Here is a 12,342-nt window from a genome sequence, read left to right as displayed (position 1 = left end):
GCGGGAGCGCCGCTCAGCGAGCCATGCCCGGTGACGGTCCCGTGACGCCGTCAGTCGACGATGCTGGTTTCCCCTCAGCCAAGGGATGGCCTGCACATGGTCAAGGTCGGCACGTTCAACGTCCTCAACCTCGCCCGGCCCGGCGAGCCCTTCTACCCCGACGACAAGCCGTACAGCGCCGCCGAGTACGAGGAGAAGGTCGCGTGGATCGCCGGCCAGCTGGGCCGCATGAACGCGGACGTCGTCGGCTTCCAGGAGGTCTTCCACGAGGACGCGCTGCGCGACGCCTGCGCCCGGTCGGAGCGGTTCGGCGACGGCACCGTCGTGGCGCCGGGTGCGGACGGGGACAGCGGTCCACGACTCGGGCTGGCCAGCCGGTTGCCCGTCGACGGGCCGGTCACGACCGTTCCCGACTTCCCGGCCGGGCTGGACGTCGCCGTCGACGGCATCGCCCTGCCGGTAGGCACGTTCAGCCGTCCGGTCCTGCGTGCCCGCGTGGTCCTCGACCCGGAGTCCGGCACGACCGCGACGGTCTTCGTCGCCCACCTGAAGTCCAAGCGACCCATCCGCGATCCGCAGGCCCCCGAGCACGACCCGCGCGAGGAGGCCCTCGGCAAGGCCCGGGCGCTCATCCGCCGCGCCGCCGAGGCGGCCGCCCTGCGCTTCCTGGTACTCGAGGAGGTCGTCGGAACCGCGCAGCCGACCATCGTCCTCGGCGATCTCAACGACGCCGCCCGCGCCGTCACCACCGACATCATCACCGGCGACTCCCCCTCACGCTTCTGGCCGGGCGACCCCGACGTCCGCAAGGCCTACTGGGATCGGCTGCTCTACTCCGCCCACGAGCTCACCGCCCGCCGGACCGGGCGGGACGTCAGCTACACGCACATCTTCAACGGGCACTACGAGAACCTCGACCACGTCCTCGTGAGCCAGGAGTTCTACGAGCGGAATCCGCAGCGCATCGGCGAGGTCCTGGTCCTGCGGTACTTCAACGACCACCTGGTCGACAGCCAGCTCAGCGACGACCGTCGCGACCGCATCGTCTCCGACCACGCGCAACTGGTCGCCGAGATCCGCCTCCGGTGACCACCCACACGGGGACACCGAGGGGGCCGGAGGTCCTCGGCGACCGACCCACCGACGCAGGACTCGATGCGGTCGACGTGCGGTGGCAAGCGCCCGGCCCGCCGTAGGAGGGAGTCCGGTGCCGGTCCAGCCCGTCGCCCGGGACCACGAGACGGTGCGGTGGGGCTCCGCGCCGGTCGACGCCGGATCTCGTCGGGTGCGTCGCGTCGAACGCGGACGGTTCGGGCGGACCCGGCCTCCCCACACCCCTTCCGCCCGGCGTTGCGCAACTTCTGCTTTGCATAGCGCCTAAGTCCCATTAGGTTGTGCTTCACAGCACAACGTCGACGCAGGGCAACCGCCTCGGGACACAGGGCGACCGCTCCTGCGGCGATGACGTGCGTCCGTGTGACGATCGAGGGGGTTCTATGAGAGTGACAACCAGCCTGCGGGCCGTGCTCGTCGCCGTCCTGTCGGCGGTGCTGTTCGTCGGCCTCGCCGGTACGGCGAGCGCCGCCCCGCCCGCCCAGGCCCAGGCGGCCTCCGACTGCGCCGGCCGCGGCGTGCCGCTCAGCAAGATCTCCGTCCAGCTGTACACCTTCGCCGGCGTGATCGGCGGGGGCGCCGGCGAGCAGGAGCGCCACGAGGAGGTCCTGCGCAGCCTCGCCGAGATGGGCTACCGCAACGTCGAGCCCTACACCCTCAGCGGCTGGACCGCCGAGGAGTACGCGGCCCTCCTGGACGAGTACGGCCTCAAGGCCTCGGCCCGCCACGTCGACGTGGGCTCGCAGTTCACCCCCGCGGACATCGAGCAGATCCTCGAGGACAACCGCACCCTCGGCATCAAGTACTTCGGCTCCGGCAGCACCGCGGGAGCTCCCTGGATCGGGCAGCTGCGCACCGAGGCCGACTGGGTGGCCTACGCCCAGTACCTCGACGCGGTCGGCGAGCAGGCGCGCAAGGCCGGCCAGACGCTGATGGTCCACAACCACGACTTCGAGTTCACGACCGTCTTCGGCGACCGCACCGCCTTCGACATCCTGATGCAGCACACGCAGGCGAAGAACGTCGTCTCGCAGCTCGACCTGTACTGGGTCTCCTATGCGGGCCTCGACCCGGTCGACGTGATCGAGGAGTACGGCAACCGGATCCAGCTGCTCCACGTCAAGGACCTCAACCCGGACCTGAACCGGCGGATCGAGATCGTCGGCCTCGGCAACATCGACTTCCCGTCGATCTTCGCGGCCGCCGGCGGCAGCACCCGCTACTTCGTCGTCGAGCACGACCCGCGCTTCACCGACCTGGAGTTCGACCCCTACGAGGCCGCTGAGGTGGGCCTCGAGTACCTCACCTGCACGACCTACTGAGGCAGCAGCACCCCGCAGGGGCGGTCCCGGCTCGCCGGGGCCGCCCCTCGCGCGTCGGAGGGGCGCATCGTCAGACCCGGAACTGCGACACCAGCCGGGACAGCTCCGCGGTCACCTCGGCCACCGTCGGCGGCCGTGCGGGCCTGCAGGGCGTCCTGCTCGGTCTCGGTGCTCACCGTCGACACGGTGACGACGGCGTCGGCGATCGACCCGGTGCCCTGGGCCGCCTCGGTCACCCCGCGCGACATCTCGCTGGTCGTCGCGGTCTGCTCCTCGACGGCGCTGGCGATCGTCGTCTGGTAGTCGCTGATCTGGCTGACCACCTCGTCGATGCGGGCGATGGCGGCCACGGCGCGGTCGGTGTCGCCCTGGATCGCCTGGATCCGGCGGGTGATGTCCTCGGTGGCCTTCGCCGTCTCCTGGGCCAGGTCCTTCACCTCGGTGGCCACCACGGCGAAGCCCTTGCCCGCCTCGCCGGCGCGGGCGGCCTCGATGGTCGCGTTGAGGGCGAGCAGGTTGGTCTGCTCCGCGATGCCGGGCCACGGTCACCGCCTCCCCGGCGATCCGGGCCGCCTCGGAGGCGTTCGACGCGATCTCGCGGATGCTCACGCCCATCTCCTCGGCTCCTGCCGCGACGGTCTGCACGTTGCGCGAGAGCTGCTCGGCGACGGCGGACACCTGCTGCGCCTGCGCGCTGGTCTGCTCGACCGACCCCGCGAGCCGCCCGGACACCCCGGACATGCCGGCCGACAGCTCCACCAGCGACCCCGACGCCCGGCCGATGCCGGTCACCGTCTCGGCCACCTTGGCGACGAAGCGGTTGAACGCCGCGCCGAGCCGGCCGATCTCGTCCGTGCGGCTCTCGTCCACCCGGGCGGTCAGGTCGCCGTCGCCGTCGGCGATCTCCTCCATCCGCGAGCGCAGCGCGTCCAGCGGCGCGACGACCCGGCGGGCGACGAGCAGCGTGGCACCGGCGGCGAGCAGCAGGGTGAGGAGCGCCCCGGCGAGGATCGTCGTCCGCAGGCCGTGGGCGTCGGCGAGGATCGCGTCCTCCGGGATCTCGACGAGCACCGCCCAGTGCTGCCCCTCCCCCACCTCGATCGGCGCGGCCACGTAGACGGTGCTGCCCTCGTCGCCCTCGACGGTGCGCTGCACGGTCTCGCCGCCCTCCACGGCGTCCGCAGCGACCTCCGCCACCGGGCCCGCGGCAGCGGCACCGACCTCGTCACCCGGCCGGTTGCTGCCCACCACCAGGGCCTGCGACGACACCAGCGTCGCGCGGCCGACGTCGTACGGGCGGACGGCGCCGACCTGCTCCTGGATGGCGGCCAGCGGCACGTCGACGCCGGCGACGCCGATCGCCCGGCCGCCGACGGTGACCGGGGTGGACAGCGAGGTGATGAGGACCTGCTCGCCGGCCACCTCGTAGAGGTAGGGCTCGATCGCCACCGACCGGCCGGTGTCCCGAGGGAGCAGGTAGTAGTCGCCCACCCCCGGGATCTCGTAGTCGAGGAGGGCGGTCACGGCGATGGTGCCGCCGTCGCGGTACCAGTAGGGGACGTAGCGGCCGCTCGCGTCGGTGCCGGCCGTACCGGCGAAGGGCCCGTCGGACCCGTCGAAGGCCTGCGGCTCGAACGCCGTCCAGACCCCGATCAGCGTGGGGTCGGCGGCGACAGCCGCTGCTGCAGGGCGTCGGCATAGGCGCGGTCACCCCGCCGGCCCTCCGTCTGGGCGGCCAGCGCCTGCGCCAGGGACTCGGCGGTGCGGCGCTGCCGGCCGAGGTCGGCCTCGAACCGCTGCGCCTGGTCGACCGCCACCGCCGTGGCGTTGCGCAGCCCGTCCCGCTGCGCCTGGCCGGTGGCCAGCGTGGCGATCACGGCCACCAGCCCGGCGAGGGCGACGGTGAGGACGGTCAGGACACTGACGACCAGGCGGGTCTTGACGCTCACAGGACGCTCCGAGCGGGCACGCGGCGACGGGAGTGGTGCACCGTCCTATCGGCCGCCCGGCTGTGACGTCGATCGCAGCGGACACGGGCCCGGCGCCACGGGAGGCGCTCGCGTTCCTCCGCTCCCGCGTCCCCCACGCGGCTCGCGGGGGGAGCGGGCGTCGTCCGCCCGCTCCCCCCGCGGTGCGTCAGTACGAGTTCTTCGTCGTCAGCACGTCGTTGTCGAAGCAGAACTGGAAGATGTCGCCGAACTCGCCGCCCTGGCGGTTGAAGTAGATACAGGACTGGTTGACGTCGGCGGCGTCGAGCACGCCCTCCTGGGCGAACTCCTGGGTGTCCTGGGGGACCGCGGGCGCCACGGCGGCGTCGACGTCGGCCCGGGTGGCCCCGATCTGGATGGCGTCGAACGTCTCCTGGGAGATGGCGCTGGCGGCCTGCTCCTCGTTCAGCTGCTCGACCGCCTCGTTGATGCCGGCGCCGAGGAGGGCCGTGCAGCCGCCGATGACGACGATCATCAGCACCGCGAGCCCGAGGAGGATCTTGAGAGCGGTGCTCCCCTTCTTGTACTTCTTGCCGCAGTGCGGGCACTTCTTGTCCACGGTCTGGGCCTGCGCACTGCAGTGGGGGCAGAGCTTCACGGGCGCAGTCAGCTGAGCAGTCACAACACGTCCTGGGGTGGTGGCGGGTCATCCGCCGCTGGCATGACCGGGGAAACGTATGCACGTCGTTCCGGTACCGACCGCTTCACGTGTCCTGCCGTCGCGTGTCCTCGTCCACCCCGCACCGGCCGCTCCACCCGTCGCGGCAGTAACGCGTCCCGGGGGGCGGGATGGCGGCCTGCCGGACGTCGTGCCTAGTCGGCGGACCGGCGGGGCTGCGGTGTCAGCGGTGCGATGTTCGGGTTCAGCCGGAACAGGTTGGTCGGGTCGTGGCGGGCCTTGAGGAGCCGGAGCCGGTCGAGGTTCGTGCCGAAGGAGGCGCGCACCTTCTCCGGTGCGTCGTCGGTGGCCAGGTGGTTGACGTAGGCGCTGCCGTCCATGTGCGGTTCGGCCGCCGCCCAGCTCGAGCGCAGCCAGTCGGTGTGCCGCTCGGACTCCCCGGCCTCGGTCCACTGCGCGATGACGTCGACGTCCCACTGCGCACGGCGGGCGGCGAACGCCGTGTCCTCCGGCGCCACGCGGGTGGCCGCACCGTGCACGTAGAAGAAGATGACGGCGCTCAGCGGTGAGGTGGAGCCGGCGGCGGCCGCGGTGACGGCGTCGATCAGGCCGTCGTCCAGCTGCTCGGTGAACGCCGAGCGCCAGTAGCGGTGCAGCCCGTGGACGGCGTTGGGCTCGTCGAGCATCGACTGGCGCGCCACGTAGGGCATGGGCGCCACCAGGTCGGCCAGCGGCGGGCCGAACTCCCGGGCCGGCCGCAGCACCCGCTCGCCCTCGTCGAGCGGACCGTTGTAGCCGAGCAGCAGGGCGATCACGGGGACCCCGGCCTGCGGGTCGGTGAGCAGCGCGCAGTAGGCCTCGGCCTCGTCGGGCAGCGTGGGGCAGAAGTCGCGGTAGAAGCGGAGCACCTCGGCGGCCCGCTCGAGCGGGTGCACGACCATGCCGCCGAGCACCTCGGTGACCGGGTGCAGGCGGTAGCGCAGCGACGGGACGACGCCGAAGTTGCCGCCGCCGCCGCGCAGCGCCCAGAACAGGTCGGGCTCGCGCTCCGCGTCCACCGTGTGCAGCTCGCCGTCGGCGGTGACCACCTCGGCCGACAGCAGGTTGTCGACCGCCAGGCCGTGCTTGCCCATGAGCCAGCCCAGGCCGCCACCGAGGGTCAGCCCGGCGACCCCGGTGTTGGAGACCGTGCCCCCGGTGGTGGCCAGGCCCACCCGCTGCGTCGCCTCGTCCAGCTCGCGCCACAGGACGCCGCCGCCGACCTGCGCGGTGCGCGCGTCGGCGTCGACCGTGACCGCCTTGAGCAGCGACAGGTCGATCACCAGGCCGCCGTCGTTGGTGCCGTAGCCGGGGGCGCTGTGGCCGCCGCCGCGCACGGAGAGCAGCAGACCCTCGTCCCGGGCGAAGACGACGGCGCGCTGCACGTCGGCGGCGTCGAGGCAGCGGGCGATCGCAGCCGGACGGCGGTCGACGTTGCCGTTCCACACCCGCCGCGCCGGGTCGTAGCCGTCGTCGTGCGGGCGGAGCAGGGGCCCGTGCAGGTCGGCGGCGAGCGCCGTCAGGGCCTCGTCCCGCACGGGTCCGGGCCGACCGGTCTCGGTGATCGCCATGGTGCCTCCTCCGCGCGGGCTCCCTGCCCTCGGCACGGGCACCCTGGCAGCGGTGCCGGTGGCGCGCACAGGGCCGTAAGCCCCGACTGGCGCACGCGTGCACCGCGCCGGCCGCTGGCAGGCTGCCGCGCATGGCCGTCGTCCGCTCCGTCGTGCTGTTCGTCCTGGCCGCGCTCGCCGAGATCGGCGGCGCCTGGCTGATCTGGCAGGGGGTCCGGGAGCACCGGGGCTGGCCGTGGATCGGGCTGGGCGTCGTCGTGCTGGGCGCCTACGGGTTCGTCGCGACGCTGCAGCCCGACGCGCACTTCGGGCGCATCCTCGCCGCCTACGGCGGCGTCTTCGTCGCGGGCAGCCTGGCGTGGGGCGTGGTCGCCGACGGGTTCCGGCCCGACCGCTACGACGTGATCGGCGCGCTGGTCTGCCTCGCCGGCGTCGCCGTCATCATGTACGCGCCGCGCCCGGCGTAGCCGCCCGGGATGGGTACCGGGACGCCATGGCGATGCGCAGCGCGGCCGTCGCGGCCGGCGGTCAGTGGGTCGACCCCGACGACGGCGTCCGCTACCCCTCCGGCGAGGTCCACGCGTGGGAGCGCGGGCGCAACGAGACGGTCTGCGGGCTGTCGCTGTCCCGCTCGCGCCTCGCCCGGTTCCCGCACGTCAGCTGGGCCGACGTCCAGCCGGAGTCGGGCCGGCACGCCGAGGAGGTGGCCGACGTCTGCCGGCGCTGCCGGGCCGGGATGGGCGCCCGCCGCGACGACCGCGGCTGGACGCGCACCAACCCGCGGCCTTGAGCCTCACTCGGCGACGGCGCGGGCGAGCACAGGACCGTGACGAACGTCCGGTAGAGCTCGACGGGGTCGCCGTCGGTCATCGCCACCTCCAGCGTCCCCGTCCAGGGCGTTGTTGCCGCCCCTCCTCGACGCCGTTCAGCCGGACGCGGGCGACCGTGCGCGGGTCGTCGGTGTGCGACAGCGTCGGGGGCTCGCCGGCCACCGAGCCGTGGCGGGCGAGACCCCCCTGCGACACGGTGCGGGACACGACCGTGGATCGCCGAGCGGGGGCGGGCCCGCGGCTCCTACCATGGAGGGCTCCCGGCCGGGCACCGTCGCCCCGCCCGGAGCCCGTCGGCCGGCACCGCAGCCGCCCCGGTGCGCCGACGCACAGACCCGCTCCTCCCCGCGACCACTCCCCAGGAGACCCGTGCCCGTGAACTCCCCTGCCCCGAACCGGACCGCCGACGCGGACTGGTGGCGCCAGGCCGTCGTCTACCAGGTCTACCCGCGCAGCTTCGCCGACGCGAACGGCGACGGCCTCGGCGACCTGCCCGGCGTGACCTCCCGGCTGCCGTACCTGCAGCAGCTCGGCGTGGACGCCGTCTGGCTGAGCCCCTTCTACCCCTCGGCGCTGGCCGACGGCGGCTACGACGTCGACGACTACCGCGACGTCGACCCGCGGCTGGGCACCCTCGACGACGCCGACACGATGATCGCCCAGGCGCACGAGCTCGGCATGAAGGTCGTCGTCGACGTCGTCCCGAACCACAGCTCGGACCGGCACGCCTGGTTCCGGGAGGCGCTCGCCGCCGAGCCGGGCTCCCCCGCCCGCGACCGCTACGTCTTCCGCGACGGCCGGGGCCCCGACGGCAGCCAGCCGCCCTCGGACTGGATGAGCCACTTCGGCGGCCCGGCCTGGACCCGTGTGCCCGACGGCCAGTGGTACCTGCACCTGTTCGCCCGCGAGCAGCCCGACTTCAACTGGGACAACCAGGAGGTCCGCGAGGACTTCCTCGCCACCCTGCGGTTCTGGTCCGACCGCGGTGTCGACGGCTTCCGGGTCGACGTCGCCCACGCGCTGGCCAAGGACCTCTCCGAGCCGCTGCGGGACTACGGCGGCGTGCACCCCGACGCCATGACCCAGTTGCCCCTCGACGGCAGCCACCCGCTGTTCGACCGCGAGGAGGTGCACGAGATCTTCCGCGAGTGGCGCAAGGTGCTCGACACCTACGACCCGCCGCGGTCGGCCGTCGCCGAGGCGTGGGTGACCACCAGCCGCCGGGTGCTCTATGCCCGGCCCGACGAGCTCGGCCAGGCGTTCAACTTCGAGCTGCTGGTGCAGCCGTGGTCGGCCGAGCAGTTCCGCGTGGAGATCGACGCCGCGCTGTCGGCGGCCGCGGTCGCCGGTGCGTCGGCCACCTGGGTGCTGTCCAACCACGACGTCGTCCGGCACGCCTCGCGCTACGCGCTCCCCTCCGGCGCCGACCTCGACGCCTGGCTGCTCGCCGACGGCGCGGAGCCCGCGCCGGACGCCGGGCAAGGCCTGCGCCGTGCCCGCGCGGCGACGCTGCTGATGCTGGCGCTGCCCGGCTCGGCCTACCTGTACCAGGGCGAGGAGCTCGGCCTGCCCGAGGTCGCCGACCTGCCGGCCGAGGCGCTGCAGGACCCGATCTGGGAGCGCACCGGGCACGCGCAGAAGGGCCGCGACGGCTGCCGGGTGCCGCTGCCGTGGACCCGCGAGGGCAGCTCGTTCGGCTTCGGGGACGGCGGCGCGTGGCTGCCGCAGCCGGCGTCGTTCGGCGCGCTGTCGGCCGAGGCCCAGGACGGCGTGGAGGGCTCGACGCTGGAGCTCTACCGGTCGGCGCTGGCGCTGCGCCGGGAGCTGCAGGCCGACGAGTCGCTGCAGTGGGTCGACGCCGGTCCGGTGGCCCGCACCCACCTGCTGCACCTGCGCCGCGCGACCGGGTGGGAGAGCCTCACCAACTTCGGCGACGCGCCCGTCGCGCTGCCCGAGGGCGAGGTGCTGCTGGCCAGCGGCCCCCTGACCGGCGGGCAGCTCCCGCCGGACACCACCGTCTGGCTCCGCCGCACCCAGCCGTGACGACACCGGGGCCGGGGAGCGGGTGCTCCCCGGCCCCGGTGCGTCCGCTCAGCCGGCGGGCTCGGTCTGCGGCCCGAGTGCCGCGGGCAGGCCCAGCCGGGCGAACAGCCCGGTGTCGAGGTCGAGGAAGCTGGTGATGTGCCGGATGCGGCCGTCCTCGATCTCCAGCACGTGCAGCGCCCACGGCTCGTGACCGCCGGCCTGGACCGGCCGGTACTGCGCGAAGGCGGGGCAGCCGTTGGCCTCGGTCTGCAATAGACGGGACCCCCGGCACGCGCTGCCCGGGCCGAGCATCCAGGTGCCGATGTCGGCGGCGCCGCCCAGCCACATCTCGAACGGCGGCATGTGCTGGGTGGCGTCCTCGTGCAGCAGCGCGACGAACGCGTCGATGTCGTAGCGCTCGAACGCGTCGAGGTAGCGCTCGAGCAGGTCCCGGCTGTCGGCGTCCAGCGGCCGCGGCTCAGGCGTGCCGCCCAGGCCGGCCAGCGTCGCCCGCGCCCGCTGCAGCGCGCTGTTGACCGAGGCGACGGTGCTCTCCAGCAGGGTGGCCACCTCGTCGGCCCGCCAGCGCAGCACGTCGCGCAGCAGCAGCACCGCCCGCTGGCGCGGCGGCAGGTGCTGCAGGGCCGCGACGAAGGCCAGCCGCACCGACTCCTTCGCCACCGCCCGCTCGGCGGGGTCGCCGTCCTCGGGCAGGACCTGCCGGTCGAGCACCGGCTCCACCCAGGCCTCGGCCGGCCGGGTGGCCGCGAGCGAGGCCTCCACCGGCGACCACGACTGGCCGGAGAGATCCATGGGCAGCGCCCGGCGCTGGCGGCCGGAGAGCTGGTCGAGGCAGACGTTGGTGGCGATCCGGTACAGCCACGAGCGCAGCGAGGAGCGGCCCTCGAAGTCGGCCAGGCTGCGCCAGGCGCGGACCATCGTCTCCTGCACCGCGTCGTCGGCGTCGAACGACGACCCGAGCATCCGGTAGCAGTAGCCGGTCAGCTCGCGCCGGTGCTCGAGCAACCGCGGGTCGATCTCGCCGGACACCCCGGTCAGCACGCTGGTCACCTCGGGACCACCTCTCCTCGTCGCCATCCCCGTCGGCCGCGGTAGTCCACCACGGACCAGGGACGGAACGGGACCCCCGCGAGAGTGCCTACTGGTAGCTGATCAGCTGGGGTCGCGGCGAGACCTGCGCGACCGTCTCCTCGGGGGTCAGCATCGGCTGGTCCTCGTCGTAGAAGTTCTTCCAGCCCCAGGTCAGGCCCTCCGGGCCGATCCCGCGCAGCACCCGCCAGGTCTCCTGCTTGCTGCCCTGGGGACCCTGGCCGTCGGCGTGCACCATCACCGACAGCTCGTCGCGGGAGACGTCGACCTGCTCGCGGCCGGGGATCATGTCCACCCGGAACTGGTGCAGCACCAGCAGCTTCTGCGGCAGCCGGTTCTCCCGCGTCAGGTCGGCCAGCCAGGTGACCACCCGGTTGACCTCCTCGACCGGCACGGAGCCGATCTGGGTCAGGTGCACCTGGTCCGGGGCGAGCCGCCACTCGGGGTCGAGGGCCAGGCCGACGTGCGGCAGCACGAGCAGCTCGCGGTAGCGCTCGGCCTGCGTGACGAAGTCGGTGCGGCCGGGCTGCAGGTCCAGGACGACGTAGAGGCCGGCCTGCCCTGCCGCCTCCACCCACGGGCGCAGCTGCTCGACCGGCGCCTCGTAGGAGTAGTCGCCCTCGTCGGTCGGGAACTGCGAGGCGACCGTGGCGATGATCTCGAAGGCCGGGACCACGGTGGCGTCGGGCACCAGCGCCTCGTACGGCGCGGCGTGGTCGCGGGCGCGCTGCACGCTGGCGTCGACGTCCTGCTCGCCGAGCACGCCCAGCGACCCGGTGCCCGGGTGACCGTAGAGGGCGACCATGAAGTGCTGCGGGAAGAGCAGCTGCCCGCCGCCGGGCAGCTGCGCCCCGGTGGCGGCCGTCTCGAGCTTCCAGTCCAGGCCCTCCTCGGCGCCGAAGCCCGCGCCCAGGGCCACGACCGAGCCGGCGGGGTCCTGCGCCACGAGGTCGACGACGTCGGCGGAGGCGCGCGGGTCGGTCGCCCCGCCGGTGAGCTGCACCTGCGCGCCGGCCGCCCGGGCGGTCGCCACGCCGGCCAGCGACTCCGGCGTGCCGGCGGCCAGCACGACGGTGTCCTCCAGCGGCTCGGCGCGGGTCACCTCCGGCAGCTCGCCGGACGCCTCGCCCCCGCCCCCGCCCACGCCGTCCTCGGGGACCAGCGCGGCGGGCGCGTCGGGGTCGAGCCCCGCGACGGCGGCCGCCCCGCCGTCGGCCGGCACCGGGTCGGCCTCGGCGAGGTCCAGGCCGGTGGCGGCCCCGACGGCCTCGGCGGTGGCCGGGACGGTCACCACGTCGCGGTCGCCCCCGCCGGGCGCAGCATCGCCGCCGACGGCGAGCACGGTGCCGGCGCCGAGGCGGTCGAGCTCGGCGGCGACCGTCTCGTCCCCGCCCGCGCCCTCGGGGTCGAGCAGCAGCGGGACGCCCAGGCCGACCGCGGCGGAGGCGCCCAGCAGCGTGGCGGCAGGATCGCCGTCGGGAGCGACCACCACGACACCGGCCTCGTCGAACAGCGCCCGGCTGGTGCTCACCGCGGCGGCGGCCGGCTCGGCGTCGGCGACCACGGTGAGCCGCTGGTCGGGGGCGGAGGCGGCCACGGCGGCCGACCCGTCGCCGCTCCCGGACCCGTCGCTGCCGGCCGACGAGGTGCAGCCGGCCGCCAGCAGCAGCGCGCTCACGGCGAGGGGTGCGGTCCGACGTCGCACGCGGGGACCTCCGTCCGCCG

General features: G+C 74.3%; 11 protein-coding genes and 1 pseudogene. 5 read left to right on the top strand and 7 right to left on the bottom strand.

The window, feature by feature from the left end:
* Window positions 1-96: 96 nt before the first annotated feature.
* A complete protein-coding gene (locus BMZ33_RS15860) occupies window positions 97-1,089 on the top strand; it encodes an endonuclease/exonuclease/phosphatase family protein (RefSeq protein WP_169064411.1) in 993 nt (330 codons plus the stop codon).
* A gap of 413 nt (window positions 1,090-1,502) precedes the next feature.
* Window positions 1,503-2,435, top strand: coding sequence for a sugar phosphate isomerase/epimerase family protein (locus BMZ33_RS15855; RefSeq protein ID WP_169064410.1), 933 nt, complete (start codon window positions 1,503-1,505; stop codon window positions 2,433-2,435).
* Here BMZ33_RS15855 and BMZ33_RS24705 read toward each other — a convergent pair.
* The 5 genes and pseudogenes from BMZ33_RS24705 to BMZ33_RS15830 all read right to left on the bottom strand — a co-directional run bounded on the left by BMZ33_RS24705 (window position 2,429) and on the right by BMZ33_RS15830 (window position 6,652).
* Window positions 2,429-2,929, bottom strand: a complete 501-nt coding sequence (locus BMZ33_RS24705) for a methyl-accepting chemotaxis protein (protein WP_425283689.1) — start codon at window positions 2,927-2,929, stop codon at window positions 2,429-2,431. The two genes, BMZ33_RS15855 and BMZ33_RS24705, sit on opposite strands and share 7 nt — an antisense overlap.
* 322 nt (window positions 2,930-3,251) lie before the next feature.
* A pseudogene (locus tag BMZ33_RS24700) lies at window positions 3,252-4,088 on the bottom strand (PDC sensor domain-containing protein); the annotation flags it as partial.
* Entirely contained in the window at window positions 4,088-4,384 is a 297-nt protein-coding gene (locus BMZ33_RS15840) for a hypothetical protein (RefSeq protein WP_091112523.1), read from the bottom strand. The pseudogene BMZ33_RS24700 and the gene BMZ33_RS15840, both read right to left, overlap by 1 nt.
* 187 nt (window positions 4,385-4,571) lie before the next feature.
* Window positions 4,572-5,021 (bottom strand): hypothetical protein, encoded by a 450-nt coding sequence (locus BMZ33_RS15835; protein WP_091112520.1) that lies wholly within the window; start codon window positions 5,019-5,021, stop codon window positions 4,572-4,574.
* Window positions 5,022-5,236: 215 nt separating this feature from the next.
* Entirely contained in the window at window positions 5,237-6,652 is a 1,416-nt protein-coding gene (locus BMZ33_RS15830) for an FAD-binding oxidoreductase (protein WP_091112516.1), read from the bottom strand.
* A 131-nt stretch (window positions 6,653-6,783) separates the two neighbouring features.
* Here BMZ33_RS15830 and BMZ33_RS15825 point away from each other — a divergent pair, with 131 nt between their 5' ends.
* From BMZ33_RS15825 to BMZ33_RS15815, 3 genes are all read left to right on the top strand, one after another.
* The gene (locus BMZ33_RS15825) at window positions 6,784-7,119 is read left to right on the top strand and encodes a YnfA family protein (RefSeq protein ID WP_091112512.1); all 336 of its coding nucleotides are present in this window, start codon (window positions 6,784-6,786) and stop codon (window positions 7,117-7,119) included.
* Window positions 7,120-7,145: 26 nt separating this feature from the next.
* Window positions 7,146-7,442: a hypothetical protein gene (locus BMZ33_RS15820; RefSeq protein WP_091112510.1), complete on the top strand. Its 297-nt coding sequence runs from the start codon at window positions 7,146-7,148 to the stop codon at window positions 7,440-7,442.
* 415 nt (window positions 7,443-7,857) lie between these two features.
* Window positions 7,858-9,525 carry a glycoside hydrolase family 13 protein gene (locus BMZ33_RS15815; protein ID WP_169064408.1) on the top strand — a complete coding sequence of 556 codons (1,668 nt, stop codon included), beginning with the start codon at window positions 7,858-7,860 and terminating at the stop codon, window positions 9,523-9,525.
* Between the two features lie 48 nt (window positions 9,526-9,573).
* On the opposite strand, the gene BMZ33_RS15810 is transcribed toward BMZ33_RS15815, so the two are convergent.
* Window positions 9,574-10,578, bottom strand: a complete 1,005-nt coding sequence (locus BMZ33_RS15810; protein ID WP_169064407.1) for a sigma-70 family RNA polymerase sigma factor — start codon at window positions 10,576-10,578, stop codon at window positions 9,574-9,576.
* 88 nt (window positions 10,579-10,666) lie between these two features.
* Window positions 10,667-12,295 carry a hypothetical protein gene (locus tag BMZ33_RS15805; protein WP_169064406.1) on the bottom strand — a complete coding sequence of 543 codons (1,629 nt, stop codon included), beginning with the start codon at window positions 12,293-12,295 and terminating at the stop codon, window positions 10,667-10,669.
* Between the last annotated feature and the right edge of the window lie 47 nt (window positions 12,296-12,342).

It is taken from the genome of Geodermatophilus dictyosporus (genome assembly GCF_900115505.1).
Taxonomy (GTDB): domain Bacteria; phylum Actinomycetota; class Actinomycetes; order Mycobacteriales; family Geodermatophilaceae; genus Geodermatophilus; species Geodermatophilus dictyosporus.
Note: the sequence above shows the minus strand (reverse complement) of the source record. Positions and strands in the feature narration are given on the sequence as shown.